Source organism: Halonotius terrestris (assembly GCF_006861665.1).
Classification (GTDB): Archaea; Halobacteriota; Halobacteria; order Halobacteriales; family Haloferacaceae; genus Halonotius; species Halonotius terrestris.
This window is the reverse complement of sequence record NZ_RKLU01000002.1, coordinates 355,761-374,860: the sequence shown is the minus strand read 5'-3', so window position 1 is coordinate 374,860 and position 19,100 is coordinate 355,761. Positions and strand designations below refer to the sequence as shown.

At 63.3% G+C, this 19,100-nt stretch carries 19 protein-coding genes, 1 tRNA gene and 2 pseudogenes; 12 read left to right on the top strand and 10 right to left on the bottom strand.

The window, feature by feature from the left end:
* Positions 1-116: 116 nt before the first annotated feature.
* Complete coding sequence (locus EGH24_RS05520; protein ID WP_142979160.1) at positions 117-1,823, top strand: nucleotide-binding protein; 1,707 nt, start codon at positions 117-119, stop codon at positions 1,821-1,823.
* A 38-nt stretch (positions 1,824-1,861) separates the two neighbouring features.
* Entirely contained in the window at positions 1,862-1,990 is a 129-nt protein-coding gene (locus EGH24_RS15760) for a hypothetical protein (protein WP_281284931.1), read from the top strand.
* 14 nt (positions 1,991-2,004) lie between these two features.
* On the opposite strand, the pseudogene argS reads toward EGH24_RS15760, so the two are convergent.
* Positions 2,005-3,762: pseudogene (gene argS, locus EGH24_RS05515) on the bottom strand (arginine--tRNA ligase).
* A gap of 135 nt (positions 3,763-3,897) precedes the next feature.
* On the opposite strand from argS, the gene EGH24_RS05510 reads away from it, so the two are divergent.
* From EGH24_RS05510 to EGH24_RS05495, 4 genes are all read left to right on the top strand, one after another.
* The gene (locus EGH24_RS05510; RefSeq protein ID WP_142979159.1) at positions 3,898-4,668 is read left to right on the top strand and encodes a hypothetical protein; all 771 of its coding nucleotides are present in this window, start codon (positions 3,898-3,900) and stop codon (positions 4,666-4,668) included.
* A 147-nt stretch (positions 4,669-4,815) separates the two neighbouring features.
* Positions 4,816-5,526, top strand: coding sequence for a DUF120 domain-containing protein (locus EGH24_RS05505; protein WP_142979158.1), 711 nt, complete (start codon positions 4,816-4,818; stop codon positions 5,524-5,526).
* Positions 5,523-6,266 carry a 3,4-dihydroxy-2-butanone-4-phosphate synthase gene (ribB, locus tag EGH24_RS05500; protein WP_142979157.1) on the top strand — a complete coding sequence of 248 codons (744 nt, stop codon included), beginning with the start codon at positions 5,523-5,525 and terminating at the stop codon, positions 6,264-6,266. Before EGH24_RS05505 ends, ribB begins: the two co-directional genes overlap by 4 nt.
* Before the next feature lie 91 nt (positions 6,267-6,357).
* A complete protein-coding gene (locus EGH24_RS05495; protein ID WP_142979156.1) occupies positions 6,358-7,299 on the top strand; it encodes a branched-chain amino acid transaminase in 942 nt (313 codons plus the stop codon).
* 38 nt (positions 7,300-7,337) lie between these two features.
* Here the strand turns inward: EGH24_RS05495 and EGH24_RS05490 are convergent, their stop codons facing one another.
* Positions 7,338-8,030: a DUF502 domain-containing protein gene (locus EGH24_RS05490; protein WP_142979155.1), complete on the bottom strand. Its 693-nt coding sequence runs from the start codon at positions 8,028-8,030 to the stop codon at positions 7,338-7,340.
* 110 nt (positions 8,031-8,140) lie between these two features.
* Between EGH24_RS05490 and EGH24_RS05485 the strand changes: the two genes are divergently transcribed.
* Positions 8,141-8,683 (top strand): CDP-2,3-bis-(O-geranylgeranyl)-sn-glycerol synthase, encoded by a 543-nt coding sequence (locus EGH24_RS05485; RefSeq protein WP_142979154.1) that lies wholly within the window; start codon positions 8,141-8,143, stop codon positions 8,681-8,683.
* A 24-nt stretch (positions 8,684-8,707) separates the two neighbouring features.
* On the opposite strand, the gene EGH24_RS05480 is transcribed toward EGH24_RS05485, so the two are convergent.
* From EGH24_RS05480 to EGH24_RS05455, 6 genes and pseudogenes are all read right to left on the bottom strand, one after another.
* Positions 8,708-9,250 (bottom strand): hypothetical protein, encoded by a 543-nt coding sequence (locus tag EGH24_RS05480; protein WP_142979153.1) that lies wholly within the window; start codon positions 9,248-9,250, stop codon positions 8,708-8,710.
* Between the two features lie 35 nt (positions 9,251-9,285).
* A complete protein-coding gene (locus EGH24_RS05475; RefSeq protein ID WP_142979152.1) occupies positions 9,286-9,903 on the bottom strand; it encodes a protein sorting system archaetidylserine decarboxylase in 618 nt (205 codons plus the stop codon).
* A 2-nt stretch (positions 9,904-9,905) separates the two neighbouring features.
* Positions 9,906-10,937: pseudogene (locus EGH24_RS05470) on the bottom strand (AAA family ATPase).
* Positions 10,938-10,999: 62 nt separating this feature from the next.
* Positions 11,000-12,007, bottom strand: coding sequence for a histone deacetylase family protein (locus EGH24_RS05465; protein WP_142979151.1), 1,008 nt, complete (start codon positions 12,005-12,007; stop codon positions 11,000-11,002).
* Complete coding sequence (locus EGH24_RS05460; protein WP_142979150.1) at positions 12,007-12,438, bottom strand: histone; 432 nt, start codon at positions 12,436-12,438, stop codon at positions 12,007-12,009. Before EGH24_RS05460 ends, EGH24_RS05465 begins: the two co-directional genes overlap by 1 nt.
* 76 nt (positions 12,439-12,514) lie before the next feature.
* Positions 12,515-14,071, bottom strand: a complete 1,557-nt coding sequence (locus EGH24_RS05455; RefSeq protein ID WP_142979149.1) for a single-stranded DNA binding protein — start codon at positions 14,069-14,071, stop codon at positions 12,515-12,517.
* 213 nt (positions 14,072-14,284) lie between these two features.
* On the opposite strand from EGH24_RS05455, the gene EGH24_RS05450 reads away from it, so the two are divergent.
* Positions 14,285-14,357, top strand: a tRNA-Arg gene (locus EGH24_RS05450).
* 225 nt (positions 14,358-14,582) lie between these two features.
* Here the strand turns inward: EGH24_RS05450 and EGH24_RS05445 are convergent.
* Entirely contained in the window at positions 14,583-15,137 is a 555-nt protein-coding gene (locus EGH24_RS05445; protein ID WP_142979148.1) for a response regulator, read from the bottom strand.
* A gap of 87 nt (positions 15,138-15,224) precedes the next feature.
* Here EGH24_RS05445 and EGH24_RS05440 point away from each other — a divergent pair, with 87 nt between their 5' ends.
* The 3 genes from EGH24_RS05440 to EGH24_RS05430 all read left to right on the top strand — a co-directional run bounded on the left by EGH24_RS05440 (position 15,225) and on the right by EGH24_RS05430 (position 17,272).
* Entirely contained in the window at positions 15,225-15,836 is a 612-nt protein-coding gene (locus EGH24_RS05440) for a DUF309 domain-containing protein (protein ID WP_142979147.1), read from the top strand.
* Between the two features lie 219 nt (positions 15,837-16,055).
* Complete coding sequence (locus EGH24_RS05435; RefSeq protein ID WP_142979146.1) at positions 16,056-16,352, top strand: hypothetical protein; 297 nt, start codon at positions 16,056-16,058, stop codon at positions 16,350-16,352.
* Positions 16,353-16,390: 38 nt separating this feature from the next.
* Positions 16,391-17,272 (top strand): DUF4382 domain-containing protein, encoded by an 882-nt coding sequence (locus EGH24_RS05430; RefSeq protein WP_246057898.1) that lies wholly within the window; start codon positions 16,391-16,393, stop codon positions 17,270-17,272.
* 48 nt (positions 17,273-17,320) lie between these two features.
* Here EGH24_RS05430 and EGH24_RS05425 read toward each other — a convergent pair whose 3' ends face one another.
* On the bottom strand, positions 17,321-17,881 hold the full coding sequence (locus EGH24_RS05425) for a hypothetical protein (protein WP_142979145.1): 561 nt from the start codon (positions 17,879-17,881) through the stop codon (positions 17,321-17,323).
* 205 nt (positions 17,882-18,086) lie between these two features.
* On the opposite strand from EGH24_RS05425, the gene EGH24_RS05420 reads away from it, so the two are divergent.
* Complete coding sequence (locus EGH24_RS05420; RefSeq protein WP_142979144.1) at positions 18,087-19,061, top strand: phosphoadenosine phosphosulfate reductase family protein; 975 nt, start codon at positions 18,087-18,089, stop codon at positions 19,059-19,061.
* Positions 19,062-19,100 lie beyond the last annotated feature (39 nt).

Here is a 19,100-nt window from a genome sequence, read left to right as displayed (position 1 = left end):
CGGGGGCGACGACAAAAGCTGTGGGGTCGAGACCGAACGCGGCCGCCCGCGGTCGGCGACGATCAGGCGGCTGGTGAGGGATACCTTTTATATTCGCGTCGTGGTACAACGACCATATGGCACGGGTCTTTGCGGTCGCCAGCGCGAAAGGTGGCGTTGGCAAAACGACGACGACGGCGAACGTCGGGGCACTCCTCGCCGAGACGGGTGCCGACGTCGTGGTGATCGACGGCGACATCGGGATGGCGAACCTCGGAGCCGCCCTCGGGATCACCGCGCCAGCCAACACGCTCCACGACGTACTCAGCGGCGACGCCACCCCGTCGCAGGCGACCTACGAAGGCCCCAGCGGCGTCTACGTCGTCCCCGGCGACACCGCGCTCTCGTCGTATGCGGCCGCCGAACCCAGCGAACTCGGCTCCGTCATCGACCTCCACCGCAAGGCCGACTACGTCCTGATCGACGTGGGTGCGGGCATCAGCCATGAGACGAGCCTCCCGCTCACGCTGGCCGACGAGGTCCTGCTCGTCTCGACGCCCGAACGCGACGCTCTACTGGATACCGAAAAGACCCGACAGCTGACCGAACAGCTCGGCGGCACCGTCGCCGGAGCCGTCATCACCCGTGCGGAACCCTCGACGCCGATCGCCGAAGTCGTCACCGGCACCCTTGGAACAGAGGTGTTGGCGACGGTGCCGGAGGACGAAGCCGTTCAGGACTCTATCGCGGTCGGCGAGCCGCTAAACACCTACGCGCCGAACAGCCCCGCCACCGCAGGCTACCGCGAACTCGTGACGGCACTCACCGGCGTCGAACCCGAAGCACCACCCGAACCGGCCGTCGACGAAACAGCCGACGATACGGCGGACACCGATTCGGAAGCGACCGACGACGCCGACATAGCGGCGAGTGAGGACACGAGCGAACCGGCCGCTGAACCCACAGCTGAAACGGACGCTGACGACGTTGCCGACGACACTGACGACGATGCTGCCGACGACGATACGGAATCGGCTCCTGACGTGGCGGATGCAGAGACGACAACCGATGAAGAAGTGACAGCCGACGCAGAGACGACTGCCGAAGCGGCCGAACAAAAAGACGCAGAAGCGGACGACGAATCGTCGTCCGAAAGCGAGGCGGACCAGCGACCGCCGGACGAAGAATCGAAATGGGCGGAAGCGGCCACCGGCAGCGGGATCGATATCGAGGAAACGGGTATTGACACTGAGGAAGCACCGGCTGACGACGCAGTCACGCCCGCGCCGGACGACGAAGCCGAATCGGCTGGTGAAACCGCCGATGCATCGATCTCGGAGGCTGAGTCGCCGACGGATGGGGCAGTAACACCGACGCCCGAAGCGGATTCCGACGAGGAACCACCGGCAGCGAAGGACGACAGCGAGGATACGGAATCGGACGACGAAGCAGCCGATACAGTCGAGGACACAGAACCCGCGGAGCAATCGGTCAGCGACGATGCGATCCCCTTCCGCGATGAGGACGTGGCTGCTGCGGAGGAAGCCGACGACACGGTTGCTGACGATGCGGTCGAACCGCAGCCAGTTGATGACGACGAACCCGAATCGGCAGATGAGGAGATTGCTGACCCCGATGCTGGCGACGACAGCGATGACGATGACGACGAGGAGCCACTAATCAGCGAGGCCGAGCCGGACGCAGACCGGCCCGAAGACGACGAAGCGACGACGATGACGACGGAGTTAGCGGGCGGCGGCGATGTCGCCGGCGACGAACCCGACGACAGCAACGACGATGACGACGAAAAGAAGGGCTTCTTCCGGCGGCTGTTTTTCGGCTGAAACGTGACGGTTTTGTGTCCGTCGTCTAATGGCCCGATATGGCCGCTGATGAGTCCGTTCCGTTCTGGTGGATCGTGCTGTTTCTGCTGCTCACGTTCGGGGCCGCCATCGGCGCGATCAACGCCCTCGGCGGCAGCATCCTCCTGATCCCGCTCGCAGTAGTCTAGCTGCTGACGACGATTTACATCGAGTCGGGAGCCTCGACGCCGAGGACACCCAACGCGTGGGCGACCGTGTGTTTCGTCGCTGCGACGAGCGCGAGCCGTGACTGCCGTGTCGCCGCTGACTCCGCCGAGAGCACCGGACAAGACCGGTAGAAGCCGTTGAACGCTTCGGCGAGTTCGCGCGTGTAGGTGGCCACGCGGTGGGGTTCGAGGTCCTCGCCGGCCTCTTCGATCACTGCAGGGAACCGCGCGAGCGTCTCCATCAGTTCACCCTCTTCCGGCGTCGCCAACTCGGTCGCATCGATTGCGTCGGTCGTCGGCTCGCTGTCGGCTTCTTCGAGGATGCCACAACAACGGGCGTGGACGTACTGNACGTANGGNGCNGANTGNGCCTCGAAGTCGAGCGCCCGGTCCCACTCGAAGGTGATAGCCTTCGTCGGCTGCTTGCTCACGATGTCGTAGCGGACCGCACCGATGCCGACCTGCCGGGCGATGCGCTCGACGTCGTCGTCGTCGAGTTCGTCGTTNCTGGTCCGGTCGTCGAGNCGNNNNTCGACCTCCTCGCGGGCGCGGTCGANNGCNTCGTCNAGCAGGTCNTCGAGCATGACGCCGGTGCCGCGGCGGGTGCTCATCTTGCCTTCGGGGAGATTGACGTAGGAGTAAATCACGTCGTCCAAGCGATCGGGGTCGTTGCCGAGAATGTCAAGCGTCGCCTGAAGCTGNCNGGCNTGCAGNTTGTGGTCCTCGCCGAGNACNGTCACCGCNCGNTCGNAGTTNTCGAACTTCCACTCGTGGTGGGCNAGNTCNCGNGTCGTNTAGAGGCTCGTCNCGTCNGANCGCAGGAAGACGAGGTTCTTNTCGATGCCGAACTCGTCTAATTCGAGTTGCCACGCCTCCTCCTCGTAGACNGCNTNNTCGNNNNCCTTNAGCCGNTCGNCNACGTCGTCNGTNGAGCCGTCGCGCATGAACCGCGTCTCCTTCACGAACTCGTCGAACTCNGCNGGNAGNCGAGCGAGACACNNCTTCATNCCGNCNAGCACNNNNTCAACGACCTCGCCGACGCGCTCGTAGGTGTCCTCGTCGCCGGCTTCGAGGCCTTGGAGAATTTCGGATATTTCGTCTTCGGCGGCTTCGACCGCCTCGTCGTCTTCATTTTCGAGGAACGAGTTCCCTTTGCGGTAGTACCGCACCAGATCGTACTCGGCGCGGTCGCGGGCGGGTTCGCCATCGAGGTCGNCCTCGTCGAACNNCTCGTAGGCCCACGTGAACACGGCCATCTGCCGGCCGGCGTCGTTGACGTAGTAGTGCCGTTCCACGTCGTCGCCGGCGTACGCNAGGNGGTTCGCGACGGCGTCNCCGANGATNGGGTTNCGCGCNCGGCCGACGTGGACCGGNCCNGTCGGGTTCGCGCTCGTGTGCTCGACGACGACCGATTCGTCCTGATCGGGCAGCTGGCCGTAGTCATCGGCTTGGGCAGCTTCGACCGTCTCCTGCAAGTAGGTATGGGCAGTCTGGAAGTTGACATACGGGCCCTGCGTGGTCACGCGGCCGATGTAATCGTAGCCGTCAATCTCGATGGCGTCGGCGAGCGTGGCGGCGGCCTCCGGCGGCGACGTTTCGAGGTCGCCGGCCAGCCGGAAGGCGACGCTTGAGGCCAGCGTCGCGGCCATGTCTTCGGGCGGCTCCTCAATCCCGAGGTCGCCGGTCGGGAGGTCGAGCGATTCCAGCCCTGCGGTCAGGGTGGCCTCGACCTCCGTGCGGAATGCTCTGAACATGCGCCCCGATTTTCGGCGGCGGCTAATGGACCTTCCGAAGCCGCAAGCGCGGTCGGCGGACACCCGTTGACGCGGGGGTACACCGTTCGATTTTATCACCCATGGCACTGAATACACCATATCCCGCAATCGAGTATGAGCACGCACACACCAACCATTGAGCGCGAAGATCTCACGTCTTTTATTGCTGTTCTCACACGCCTCAAACAATCCGAAACCGCACCTGACCAAAAAGAGATTCTCTCGAATGCAATCGGCCGTGTCTGGGACTGCTACGACGGCGAGAGATTCGAGGTATCGCGGGACGAGATTACAAGCGACGACGTTGAAACGACGTATCGCTTCCTCGAAAAACACGGCCCAACGCGAGAGGACGCACAGGCGTACCGGGAAGAGCACAAAAAACCACATCCGAACAGAATACTCAGGCATGCGCTCGATTTCGTCGATGCCGCCGCACGGTACCGCCACGGCTGCCTGCCCTCGTTCCGCACCTGGACAGCGACATACATCCACGACGGGAGCGTGATCGCCGAGCGAACCTACGACTACGAGGATTCGATCAAACTGCACCCCGTGATCGACGATGTCAGATACAAATCGACCGCAACGGAGCGTGATGCTGACGGAACGGTCCGTGTGTACGTCTCTGAAAGCCCGTTCCGAACCGACATTGACGTGTTCGTCCACGGCCACACGGATCATACGGTGACAGTCACCGGCCACAACGGCCCGAACGTCGCAACCGAAGCCGACCCTGTCAGCACGGTCGGCGCGGAATTCAAAGGAAAGACAGCCGACGCGACGGAAGTCATTGTCGCCGAAGACGTTGACAGCGTCGTTGCGTTTGTCGAGCAGCAGGGCTGGGAGTACGAAGTGAACGACGACGTGCAACTTCCGGAGTGAGCGCGGGGCAGCGAACCCGAGGTGTCTTTAGTGGGCATCCCCTACTGTAGGTACGCGCTCTTTTTCGATGTCTCCGCAGTCTATCACGTTTTTGAGATGCGTTCCATATCCGATATCCTTATGCCGGCGAGTACCCATGTTTCACCCATGGCAGAATCGGCAGCGAGCACGCTGGATCACGACGAACTGCTCGCGCTGAAGTATGTGGCACTCGACGGTGGGCTCTCGGGGACAGTGAAGGTGTCCTGCGGCGATCTCGCCGACCGACTCGACGCCTCGAATCAGACCGCTTCCCGGCGACTACAGGCACTGGAAGCCGGCGACTACGTCGACCGCGAGATCGTCGCCGACGGCCAGTGGCTCACGATCAGCGAGGCCGGCGAGCGCGCGCTCCGCTCGGAGTACGCCGACTACCGCCGGCTTTTCGAGACCGACACCGGGCTGACGCTGACCGGCACCGTCACCACGGGCATGGGCGAGGGCAAACACTACATCTCGCTGCCGGGATACGAACGCCAGTTCGAGGACCGACTCGGCTACACGCCGTTCCCCGGCACGCTCAACGTCGATCTCGACGAGGCCAGCGTCCGGGCTCGCGGCGAACTTGACGCGCAGGAATCGATCCCGATAGACAGCTGGGAGGACGACGACCGGACCTACGGCGCAGCGACCTGCTATCCCGCCAGCGTCGCCTTCGACGGCCAAGCCTTCGAGCCCGCCCACATCATCGTCCCCGACCGCACCCACCACGACGAAGAAAACATCGAGATCATCGCGCCAGTCAAACTCCGCGACGAACTCGATCTCACTGACGACGATACGATCTCGATCCACCTCACGGAGGCCGACGACGAATGAGCCACCCCACCACCGACGGCGACAGCGACGCGACGGACGCGACAAACGCAACGGGCGACCCTGGCGTCACCGACGACGCCGAATCAGCCGTTGACGACGCCATCGAAGCGTTCCGCGCCGGCGAACCGGTGTTGATCCACGACGACGCCGACCGCGAGGGCGAAACCGATATCGTCTATCCCGCAACCGCCGTCGATACCGACGCCGTCGCGCGGCTCCGCAACGACGCTGGCGGGTTGATCTGTGTCGCGCTCTCGGATGCCGTCGGCGACGCCTTCGACCTCCCATTCCTGCAGGAGGCACTCGATCATCCAGCGACGAGCGAACATGATCTCGCATACGACGAGCGGTCGTCGTTCTCGCTGACCGTCAATCACCGCGAGACTTTTACCGGAATCACCGACGCCGACCGCGCGCTGACGATCGCCGAACTCGGTGCCGCCGCCGCGGCTGCCGACGCCGGCGAGTACGGGGTCGACGACTTCGCCGCCGAATTCAGAAGCCCCGGCCACGTTCACCTGTTGCGAGCCGCACCCGACCTACTGTCGGATCGCGCCGGCCACACCGAACTCGGGATCGCGTTGGCCGACGCTGCCGATTGTGCGCCCGCGGTCGTCGTCTGTGAGATGCTGGACGACGAAACCGGTGGCGCGCGGTCGCCGACCGACGCCGCGGCCTACGCCGACCGACACGGATTAGTCTACATCGAGGGCGCGAAACTGGAAGCGCGGCTCGGCTGATTTGGGCGCGGTCGAAAACGGCCGATCGTGCTCGCCGTGGGTCTATCGTTGCAAACTGTTAAGAACTGGTAGCCGAAGGTTCACGGTAGAAATGGCGTTCGATGAGATGCTTGCGGCGGGTGAGATCGATACGATCTGGAAGAACGGCGAGTTCGTCGACTGGGNNGANGCGACNACNCACGTCCTCACCCACGGGCTNCATTACGGNACCGGNNTCTTCGAGGGCGNNCGCGCNTACGACACCGANNANGGGACCGCNATCTTNCGNTGGGANGAACACTTGGAGCGATTCTTCCAGTCCGGCAAACCCTACGAACTCGAAATCCCCTACGACAAGGAGGCGTTGACCGAGGCGACGCTGGAGTTGCTTGACCGGCAGGACCTCCAGAGTGCCTATATCCGACCGATCGCCTTCTTCGGCTACAACAGCCTCGGCGTCNNNCCNGNNGNNTGNCCNGTCGANGTNGNCNTCGCNGCGTGGCCGTGGGGGACGTATCTCGGCGAGGAGGCGCTGGAGAACGGCATCGACGTGATGGTCTCCTCGTGGCGGAAACACGCCTCGAGTCAGATCCCGACGAACGCGAAGACGACCGGGNTNTACGTNAACAGCCTGCTNGCNGGCGANGAGGCNCGNCGCAACGGCTACGNGGAAGCGATCGTCCTCAACAAAGAAGGGCAGGTCGCCGAAGGCCCCGGCGAGAACCTCTTCCTCGTCCGCGACGGCGAGATCTACACGCCCGGGCTCTCTCAGAGCATCCTCGACGGCATCACCCGCGATACGGTGATTACTCTCGCTCGGGAACTCGGCTACACCGTCCACGATCAGGCGACGATCAGCCGCGGCGAACTCAACACCGCCGACGAACTCTTCTTCACCGGGTCGGCCGCCGAAGTCACGCCGATCCGCAAGGTCGACAACGTCGAAATCGCCGACGGCGATCGCGGTCCCGTGACCGAGGAGATCCAGTCGGCGTTCTTCGATCTGGTCGAACGGAAAACTGACGCTCACGACGACTGGTTCACCTACGTCTGAGCAGCGCGCGATTTTATTCCACTTTCAGCGAACAGTTCTCAGCTGTCCGGCTGCCCGCCGCTACTGTCGGCGACTGAGCCCGAATCCGTTTGCACGGTCGTTTCCGTGTTCGTCTCGGTTCGTGCCGGGTTCTCGGCTTCCTCAACCGGGATCTGATGGGCGGATTCAGCGAAGCCGGCACTCAACACGCGCGTAAGTGCCTCCTCGACTTTTTCGCCGGTCTCTTCGAAATCCTCCTCGTCGACCTCCATCACGAACCCGGTGGTGATGTTCGGCGCGGTCGGCATGAACAACACCACCTTGCCGTCTCGCGTTTTCTTGCCAGTTTTGAACGCCGTCATCTGGATACCTGGCCACGTTTCGAGCCGGACGGGCTCCTGAAGGTCGTCGGTACCCGACAGCGCGGTTTCGACGGCGAGTTTCGAGGCGTTGTAGACGACTCGGAGGCCAGGCATCCGGTTGATCGTATCGTCCAGCAGCGATTCGAAGACGCGACCAGCGGTCGTCCGCATCAGGTAGCCGACCGCGAGGACGAGCGTGACGATGAGCGCGAGCGCGACGAGCACCCGAGCCAGCGGGACGAGGCTCTCGGGGACGCCCGCGAAGGGAAGATTGCTGATCAGCGGGAGGCCAATAATCTGCGTGTAGAGCCAGTGGAAAATGAACACCAACACGCCGAGGGGAACCAACACGACGAGCCCACTGGCGATATCGCGTTTCCACGTCGACATGTAGCCGCGGCTACGGGATGTAGGGTCTTAGTGTATCGGTCTTCCCACACGGCGACATGGCTGCCACCGGAATCGGTGGGCATTAAGGCCGGCCACGCGTCGCTGCCGACATGGTTTGGTCACTCATCGGGACGGCGTTTTGGGCCATGTTGCCCGCCTACGTCCCCAACAACGCGGCCGTCCTCGCTGGCGGCGGCCGGCCCATCGACGACGGTCGCACGTGGGGCGGGCGGCGACTCCTCGGCGACGGAAAGACGTGGCGCGGCACCGCCGTCGGCACGCTGGCCGGCGTCGCCCTCGCTCTCGGGCTCAACGCGGTCGTCGACCCGGTCGGCACCGCGATCGGCGTGTCGCTACCGACGTTCCCGCTGTGGGGTGGGGTTGGACTCGCCTTGGGTGCAATGGCCGGCGATATCGCCGCCTCGTTCATCAAACGCCGGAGCGGTCGGGAGCGCGGCGCGTCGTTTCCGGGCCTCGATCAGCTTGATTTCGTCGTTGGCGCGTTGCTGATGGCTGTCGTACTCGCCCCGGAGTGGGCACTAGCAACGTTTACGCCCGGCGTGCTCGTGGTGATTCTCGTGACGACGCCGCTGCTCCACGTCGGCACCAACATTATCGCCTACAAGATCGGCGCGAAAGACGAACCGTGGTAAGAATCGCGCCCGAAGACACGCCGGTTAGGGATTGAACTGGACGCCGGATTCAGTAATCGACTGCCGCAGAAACCGATGGTCGATGACCTTCTCGACGGCGCCGGCCCGCGAGCAGAGTTCGAGATGTTTGAAATTGTACTCCTTCTGGATTTTTTTCGCAAGCCGGCAGGCCTGTTTGAAGTCGTAGACGGAACAGTACATGAAGTGGTCGGCCTTCGGGACGACCGTCCACGACTGGAGGAAGGGGCTGTACTCGACGCGGAGGTGCGTAAAGAGGTCATTCCAGTGGATGTTGCCGACGCTCGTATCGGTTTCCCAGTAGAGCGCGCAGGGGTACCGGCTGTTCGAGAGCTGTTTCGTGACGGCCTGTTCGGCTTTGCGTTGGTCCCGATACGTCGAAATCAGGCTGTCGGCGGCGGTCTCGCTGGCCGCCGCGCCGGGTTGGTACTCGCGGACGAGACACTCGCCGTTGCCGGTGAGCACCTCGATCGGGGGCTTACAGGACGGGATGTCGACCGCGCCGATAGAACCCGTCCCCAGTACCTCGTCGTCCACGCCTACGCTCATAGTGGGTCGCTGTGTATGTAAGCACTGGCAGTGCCCTATCTTGATTCCGTCGCTACCAGCGGTGTTTCGCCGGCCCTGACCGTCTCGCCCTCGGCAACGAGTACGTCCTCACGGTCGTAGCGTGCCGGCAGCAACACGTCAGCGCGGCTCCCGAATGAGACGTGGCCGATTCGCTGTCCGCGAACCAGGTCATCGCCGACTTCGACATAGGGATGGATGCGCCGGGCGAACCAGCCGGCGATCAGCGTCACCTCGTAGTCGTCGCAGTCGATGACCACCCGCTCGTTGCGGTCGGAGTCCTTCGAGAAGGCGGGTTTGTTCGCTCCGGGACGATGATCGACTGACTGGACGGTGCCGCCGGCCGGCGCGCGGTTGACGTGGACATCGGTGACGTTCATGAAGATCCCGACTCGGAGACGATCACCCTCCTCGCGGAGCACCGACACGCGGCCGTCGGCAGGCGCGATGATTCCCGACTCCGGCGGATTTCGGCTTGGATCGCGGTGAAACCAGAGGACAGCGACGCCGAGCGCGAGAGCGACCGCCCCGATCGGCGGCGAAAGGAGAATAGTCGGAATCGCGGCGGCGAAACAGATCGCTGCGTACCGCCACGCGCCGGGAGCGACGGCGTAAGAGGGGAGTAGGGGAACCATCGTTAGGCCATCGCACGGAGTTCGGTTTGACCGTCGGCCCACGCCGTGAGGAGGTGCATCAGGTGGAGTTGGTCGTCGAGGCCCTCGGTCAGTTCGTGATCGGCCGCGCCGGCGAGTTTGTGTAGACGGGCGACCGCCGCGCTGTCGAACTCCGAGCGCGAGCGGGCGACCCGGAGCAACTCGCCCAGCAGCGTTCCGCCGTCGTAGCCGCCCTCGGAGAGGAGGTCATCGAGCGTGTCGCGGGCGTCGCTGAGGTCGCCGTCGCGGGCGGCGGTCAGCGCGGCCAATATGGTGTCGTCGTCGCCGATATCACCGAGCGTCTCGTAGGCCGCCTGCATCGTGAGTTCGCCCTCCTGTGTGGCGGTCGTCTGTGCGGTCAACACGGCTTTACGGAGGTTGCCGTCGGCCGCGCTGGCGACGAATTCGAGCCCGGATTCGTCGTATGAGACGTCCTCAGCCTCACAAATCGATTCGAGGACGCTGATCAGTTCGTCCGTCGTCGGGGCGCGCATCGGCACCGGAAAACACCGCGAGTGGATCGGCGCGATGAGCTTCGTCGGCTGNCGCGTCGNGANGACGAACTGCGTNGTNNNGNNGNNNNGCTCCATCACNCGGCGNAGCGCNTGCTGGAAGTCCTCGCGGATNGCCTCGNCGTTGTCCAGCAGAATCGTTTTAAAATTCCCTGAGACGGGCGCGTAGCTCGCGGATTCAGTGAGAACGTGGTTGATCATATCGGCTTTTCCCATCCGGCTTTTGCCGGCGAGAAAGCCCTCGAAACGCGGATCGTTCTTGATTTCCTTCTTGTTGCGACCGAAGAAGTCGGCGACGTTGATCTCGATCAGATCAGCGTCGGGAGCGGCGTGGACCTCGCGGGCCAGCGCGCGAGCGGCGGCTGTCTTGCCCACGCCAGGCGGTCCCTGCAGCAGGAGGTTCATCGGCTCGCCGACGGTCCGTTGGAGGCGGTCCCGCACCTCGGGTTGGGGGAGCTCCGCGAGGGCGGGTGCGTGTTCGTCAGTCCACAGCGGCGCGTCCATTGGCGACGCTGCGGGCTCCGTGAGTAAGAATCGGTCGGTCTCCGCGATGGCGACTGCGACGACTACTCGATTCCGAGTTTCGACCGCAGCTCGTCGGTGATCTCGACGGTCGACTCGTCGGGGCCGTTCTCACAGGGGATCGGGTCGCGGCCGTCGAAGGTCTCATGGACCATCGACACGCCGTCAGAGAGCGTATCGAGGCCGTAGCCGCCCTCCAAAACAAATGCCAGTGCGGCGTCGCTGGCATCGGCGATATCGCGGAGCCGGTCGGTCATCAGTGCGTAGCCCTCGGTCGTCACGCGGTGCCGCGAGATCGGGTCATGCTCGTGGGCGTCGAAACCGGCACTGACGATCACCAAATCGGGGTCGTACGCGCCGAGAGCAGGATCGAGCGCGTCGTCGATGACGTGGAGATAGTCAGCATCACCAGCCCCTGCCGGCAGCGGCGCGTTCAGCGTCGATCCCTCGCCGTCGCCGGTCCCGGTTTCCTCGACCTCGCCGGAGCCCGGGTAGATTCCCTCCTCGTGAATCGAGCCGTAGAAGACCGAGCCGCTGTCGTAGAAGATGTCCTGCGTTCCGTTGCCGTGGTGAACATCCCAATCGAAGATGGCCACGCGCTCGACGGTGTCGTCGTCGAGAAGGCTCTGGGCGGCAACGGCGGCGTTGTTGAAAAAGCAGAAGCCCATCGCTTTCCGGGCGACGGCGTGGTGGCCCGGCGGGCGGCCGAGCGAAAACGGCGTTTCCCGACCGCTCGCGCCCTCGATCGCCTCGCGGGCCGCCCAGCGCGCCAGTCCGGCACTCTGGAGAGCAGCCTCCCACGTGCCTTCGGAGGCGACGGTGTCCCGGTCCCAGTTGCCGCCGCCGTCCTCGCAAAAGTCCTCCAGTTCGAGGACGTAGCTGCCGTCGTGGACCGCCCGCACGTCCTCGGGCGTTGCTGCCGGGGCGTCGGTGTACTCGACGTGGTGTTTGTGTTTCAGGCTGCGGCGGATCGCCCGCAGTCGGTCGGCCGTTTCAGGGTGTCGCTCGCCGGTTTCGTGCTCCAGACAGGCCTCACTGTAGCCGAACTGCATTATTCAAAGAGTGAAAAGTAGGTCTCGATGTCGTCGGCCTGTACGGTGCGGCGGTTGGCGTGGTGTGCGAGAGTGACGGCAGCGGATGCGACGTTGTCGGCGTAATCTTCGAGAATGTCAGCCAGCGCGATCCGGGCGTCCATCGACACCCGGTAGCTGTCGTCGATCCGCAGTCGGGCAATCCGGTCAACCGGCGCGACCGGGAGTTCAAGTCCCTCGCGGTCGACGACCTGCTGGACGCCGAAATCGGATGCCATCAGCGTTTTGCGTCCGTCGTCGGTTGCCGTGTCGGCCGCGTCGATGGCCAACTCCGCGCCGTGCTGTTGGATGCGTCGGGCCAACGCCTCCGCGGCGTCCGCACTCACCCGCAACGAGCCGGCGTTGCGCCGGATGATCGCATCGACCGGCGCGAACGGCAACTCGACGCTCATACCCACATAGCCGGCTGTCCGTCCTATAACCCTTTCCGTTACGGCTGTCGTCGCGGCAAAAACCCGTCGCCGGCTCTTAGAAAACGTCCTCGGCGTCGATGGTGCCGCCGCGCTCGGTGCCACGGACCGTTACTTCCTCGCCGAGACGGAGCTCGGTGTCGGTTTCGACCTGTCGTGTCTCGGTGCCGTTGTCGAGGATGATCGGACTCCCGGCCTGCACGACGGTCCCGGTGAACTCGACCGTCTCGCTAGCCTGCTGTGTCGCGGTGGCCGCACCCGCCTCGCCGCCAGTCGTCGATTCGGTAGTGGCCGATTCAGCAGTCGACGATTCACCTGTCGAGGTTGCTGTCGCCGGCTCCGCCACCGTCTCGTCAGCGGTGTCGTCCGCAGTCGCATCGGCCGCGTCGTCAGCATCTTCGAATGCTGAGAGGCCGCCATTTTGCGTCTCGGTAGCGGTATCAGCGGTCGCAACGCCCGCGTCAGCGGGTGCGGTTTCGCCATCAGAGTCGAGAACGGTTACCGTTGACTGCCAGCCGGCGGAGGCTTCGAGGTCGTCCTGCCAGCCGTCCTGAATCTCGGCGTCGGTGACGAGCACGCGATCGGCCAACTCGATGTCCTTGTCGGCCTTCTCGCCCCACAGCGCGATCCGCATGTCGCCCGTCTCGTCGCGGAGGCGGATGTTGCGGACCTGTCCTTCCGAGCCGTCGTCGCGGTCGAACGTGCGCTTGGAGTCGGTTTCGATGACGCCGCCGGCGATATCGACCGTCTGGCCGATTTCGACGCCGTCGATATCTGTCGTTTCGGGGACGTACTCGATGTCCTCGTCGATTTCGTCAACGGCACCGCGGGAGCCGACGTGGAGTTCGAGGCTGCCGTCGCGCTCTTTGACGTAGCCGTCGACGATCTCGACCGACTGGCCGTCGGTGAACTCCGAGACGAGCGGGGCCTGCTCGTCCCACATCGTCACGCGGATGCGGCCGGTCGGATCGCCGACCGCGAGGTTCGAGACCCGGCCTTCGGAACCGTCGTCGCGGTCAAAGGTGCGGACCGAGCCGACATCGAGGATTTTGCCCTTGAGATTCACGTCCGAGAGTCCCATCGAGAGGTCTTCGACGCGATAGACATCCCGTGTCTCGACATCGAGTTCGGCCTCATCGTCGGGTTCGGCCTTATCGACGCTGACTTCGACGCCGTTGTAGCCGTCCTTCGGCCGGCCGGCGATCCGCAACACGTCACCAACGTCGAGTTCGCCGGGTTCGTCGGCTTCGGGATCGCCAACGGCGGAGACGGCCAGTTGGTCCCACATCGAGATACGGATGCGTCCCGTCTCGTCGGCGACTTCGAGGTTGACGACGCGGCCATCCTCTTCGTCCTCGCCGTCGCGTTCGAACGTCCGGAGTTCGCCGANCGAGANNACCTTNNCGANGAACTTCGCCTCCTCCATCCCCGGTTCGATGTCCGCGATGCCCTCGACCTCCCCTTCGGTGAGCTCGTGGGCGATGAGCATCGCCGCCGTCTCCTCGTCGGCGAGCCCGCCCATCTGCTCGACCTTGGCGGAGACCGCCTCGCGGAACTCNTCNAGNGNNACGTCGTCGGNGTCGAGGTCTTCGTACTCCTCCGCTATGACATCCATAGGTATACACAGATGCAGGGCCAGACCCCCGTTAAGCGTTGTCCTTCCGTTGATTCCGTGCCGGTCGGCATCACTGATAACCGTCGCCGCGTCGGCTGTTTTCGCTGCTCCATGGCGGGGGTGGCTCGGTATCGAATAAAAACCTGTGGCGACCGCAGCGTGGTACCGCTGTACCGTAACCGTCTTAAGTAAACCACGGGTAGGGAGAGGTGAGTCCTGATAGGGTAGTGGACTATCCTCTTGGCTTGCGGAGCCAGGGACCGGAGTTCAAATCTCCGTCAGGACGTTCACTTCTTCGGAATCTTCGCTTCGCTCAGATTCCTCATCGTTCACGTCCTGACTTGCCCAACGCTCACTGCGTTCGCGTTGGACTCCGTCAGGACGTTTTTCGCCGACTCAACAACATCAGACAAGGGAGCATGTCGTCGGATACGGATTACGCGAAGAGTGACAACGAGCGACCGCAGTCGGTGATCTCAAACAGCCGCACCAACAAACGAAGCCAGAAGATTCAGTCGAAGATATTGCTGATCGTGCTGTCGTCGAGTTCGTCGATGATGTCGTGAATTTCGGCCTCTAACTCCTCTAGTCGGGTTTCCAGTTCGGCGAACTCGTCTTTCGCATCGAGTTCAGCTTGGGAATACTCGTTGCGGAGCACGTCGTACGTTTCCGCCGCCGAATTGTACTCGACGATGAGGTCTTCGTAGCGTTTCTTTAGGAAGGCACGATCCACGGCGTCGAGCAGATCGTCCTTCGAGACGGATTTCGTGAGGTAGCCGTCGAACGGGAGATCGATGATGTCCACGTCGGGATCGATCGCCGAGACGACGATGATCTGGAAGTCGAGTTCCCACTCGTCGATCCGCTTGAGTACCTCGTCGCCGGCCATGCCGGGCATCCGCCGATCCAGCAAAACGAGATCGATATCCGGCCCGAGTTTGGCGAGTGCCTGCCCCCCGTTGGTGGCGATATCCGTCTCGTAGTCGTCTTCGAGATGGAGTTCGTAGGACTGGGCGAGTGCCTCCTCGTCTTCGACGATCAGCACCGTCTTCTCGTCGTCAGTCATACCTCAGCATACAACTATCGTATCAAAAACTTTGTCTCTCAGGGGCGGCGACGGGATGTTTTTGCTCACCGGCCGCAAACAAGGGGTATGGACACGTCGCTGCGGGCCGGCATCGTACTCTATACCGCCGGCGACTACCACGCCGCCCACGAACCGTGGGAGGAAACGTGGCTGAAGTTACCCGACGGCGACGACGAACGACTTTTTCATGGGTTGATCCAGTTCACCGCCGCCGTCTATCACGCCCGCCAGCGGAACTGGGAGGGTGCGGTCGGCCTCGCCGGCCAAGCCCAGTCGTATCTCATCCCGTTGCCCTCGACCCACCGCGGCATCGCCACCGACAGTGTGGTTGCCGCCCTGCAAACACTTGAATCCGATCCCGAGCGGATCGAGCGTGAGCCGGCCCCACCACTGTTGTACGAGGGGCAAACGTTGACCGCAGCCGACCTCACGGTCGGGGGTATCACAACCGCCGCCAGCGTCGTCACCGCCGAATACGAGGCGTACGATACGGCAATCATCGAGCGGGCAATCGAATTCGCACGCGATGAGGCGACGGGATCGCAGTCCGAATTCATCGGCCAGTTGACCGCGTTCGTCGACGACCGCGACCGCCGTAGACTCATCTACGACCGGCTTCGCCGGAAGGTCGAACGGCGACAGGCGAAGCGTGATGACGTCTCTGGGCTCTTCGAGTAGTTGTCGACGGTGACGGAGCGGAGCAGCGCGTGGCGGTGCGAGCAAGCGCGATTGTGGTGCCGCTGCGGTCGATTAGGCGGTTCATACGAGAACGAAGCGGATAGGCCGGCGAAACAGTGCGAAAATGGGCGAAAATGGGGCTAAGAGCGCGTAGCTAGCGTTAATTCGCGTCGACTGTGAACCCCGATTAAGTAGGAATCCGGCCATGGTCAGGATGCAATGAACCGAACAACGATCTTCGCAGTCGGCGCGGCGCTGCTGTTGCTCGTCGGCGCGATGCCGGCGGCCGCAGCAGCCGCCCCCGCGGACGAACCGGTAGACAACCAAGCGACCGATGACCGATCCGTCGGCCCGAGCGGCGGCCTCCCGGGGCCGGTCCCGGACTTCGTGAGCGGGATTCACGACACGATCAATAGCTTCCTCAACGGTGAGATCGACAACCTCGGGAAGGCTCTGAGCGACATGCTCGGCGGACAGACGCCCGCCGATTCGGCACCAGCAACGGCTGACGCATAAACAAAAGCCACTTCCCTACTACCCAGTGATACAACATGATGCCAACAACGGATTCGCAGCTAGATCGACGCGCGTATCTCAAAACGACCGGACTCGCCACGGCCGGAATGATCGGCCTCGCTGGCTGTGCCGGCAGTAGCGACGAGACCTCCAGTGAAGACGGCAGCGACGACACGGCCTTCGGGACGCTGTCGACCAGCGTCACCGACCAGCCGAACGCGATCGACGACTTCGAGTCGCTGACGGTCACGCTTGCCGGCATCTGGATCAAACCGGCCGGCGGCGACGGCGGCTCCGAAGAGATGGACGACGAGGAGATGAACGACTCCGACGGCTCGATGAACGAGTCTGAAATGAACGGATCGGACGACGAGATGAACGAGTCCGACGAGGAGATGGACGAGGAAGAAATGGAAGACGAGGAGATGGACGAAGAGGGCGACGATGCCGGCCGGCGGTACATCGAGTTCGAGGAGCCCCAAGAGGCCGACCTCGTCCAACTGCAGGGCAGCAGCACGAAACTCATCGACGAGACGGAAGTCGAAGCCGGCGACTACGAGTTCCTCCAGCTCGATGTCAGCGGCACGGAAGGCGTCCTCACCGACGGCTCGGATGCGAACGTCACCACCCCCGGCGAGGCACCGCTGAAGTTCAACAAGAGCTTCGAAGTGCGAGCCGAGGAGACCACGCGCTTCATCGCCGACTTCGCGCCGAACCGCACTGGCAACGGTCGCTACATCATCCGGCCGGTCGCAACCTCAACCACCGTGCTCTACGGTGACGAGGAGTATCAGGGCGGCGACGCGTCGATGGACGGCGGCAACGAAACCATGGATGGCGGCAACGAAACCATGGACGACGGCTCCAGCGGTGGCAACGAGACGATGAGCGGCAACCAAACCGGGAACGCCAGCAGCTAAGGGAGCGATCGAAGCCGCCGTTCGTGACTGCCTCGGCGACAGAACGCCCTACCGCTTGTTTTCGACGACGGACCAGCCGAGCCCACCGATACCGGCAAACACCGTCGGATAGAGGATGCCGGCGAGGATGACTGCAGCCGTGAGATCCGGGCCGCCGGTGGCTCCGCTAACCGAGATTTCGACCAGCAAGCCACCGAGTATCGTCACGACAAGATAGCCCGGCAAGAGCGTTAGCCCGGCAACGCCGCCGGAGACGGGAGCAGTGGCGTCCTGCTGGCGGGCAACGAGCGCGCCACCGACAAGCAACGACAGCATTGGAACGAGATACAACGCCGTCGTGAACCCGTTGTCGCCACCGATGTAGCCAGTCGTCTGACTCCCGAGGATCGGAATGTTGAGGACGATGTCCACGAAGTGGGCGTTGAAGAACACCCAGCCGACCAACTCGTGAGTCGCCGGCGCGCCGTCAAGCGTTTCGATGATCCGGTTGAGCGGTGACTCCCGGAGGTTCGGTGCGATGAGGAGGTAGGTGATCGCGTAGCCGACGAGCCACGAGAGTGTGCCAACGAGGCTGCCGGTCGCAATCGAGCGGGGATCAATCGATGCCATCAGTCCCTTGTTGGACGCCAGTGTGAAAACGGGCGGGGCTTGGTCACGCCCACATCGACACCCTTCCAGTATCGCTGTCACCGACGTGTGAACCGACGCACTCGCTCCCGTGGGAACCGGATTTCGTTGTAGCTATTGGTAACTATTGACACCGAGATCGGCTGTCACAAGACCTTTATTTCGGCTAATTAGATGTCATTATACGATGTCAGCAGACTTCCCTGACTACCTCGACGTCGATTATACCGACGGTGAGGGAGAAGATCCAGTCGATTATCCCCGACTGCCCGACAAGATCGAAAAGGCAATCGAAGTAACACAAGCAGGGCTCGAACAGTACGAGAACCCGGCGGTCATGTGGACCGGCGGCAAGGACTCGACGCTGACGCTGTACTTCATCAACCAGGTCGCCGNNNAGAAGTACGGTTACGAGAAGCCGACGGCGGTCTTCATCGACCACTACCAGCACTTCGATGAGATCACCGACTTCATCGAACACTGGGCCGAGGAGTGGGATATTGACCTCGTCTACGCCCGCAACGAGGATGTCGGCGAGTACGTCGACGAACACGGGCTCGAACCCGGCGACGACATCCCGGTCTCGGAGCTCTCCGAGCACAACCAACACCACGTTCGGGAGATCCTCGAATACGAGGAAGACACGTTCCCGTTCCTGCTGGACACCTACGTCGGCAACCACTTGCTGAAGACGGTCGCGCTCAACGANGCCCTCGANNNNCACGGTATCGACGGCNTCATCTCCGGCNTCCGNTGGGACGAACAGGAGGCGCGCGCCGACGAGACGTTCTTCTNNNCGCGNCACGANCCNGACATCTACCCGCCNCACGACCGCATNCAGCCNATCCTNCAGTTCGACGAGAGCGACGTGTGGGACGTGTTCTGGAACTACGTCGTCCCGGACACCGTCGAGGCGTTCCCCGAGGATGGCTACGTGCCGGAATCCGCCGACGACCTGCCGGAAGGCGTCAAGCAGGACGACGTGCCGATCTCCCCCAAATACTTCGCTGGATTCCGAAGCCTCGGTAGCGAAGTCAGCACCGAGAAGNCNNCCGANGAGCCNGCNTGGCTGCAGGANCTCGANAACACGACCGAGCGCGCCGGNCGCGCCCAGGACAAAGAGGACCTGATGGAGCGNCTGCGCGANCTCGGCTACATGTAGACNGCCGGCGACGAGTTTTCGCCACCACAACGGCTTTTT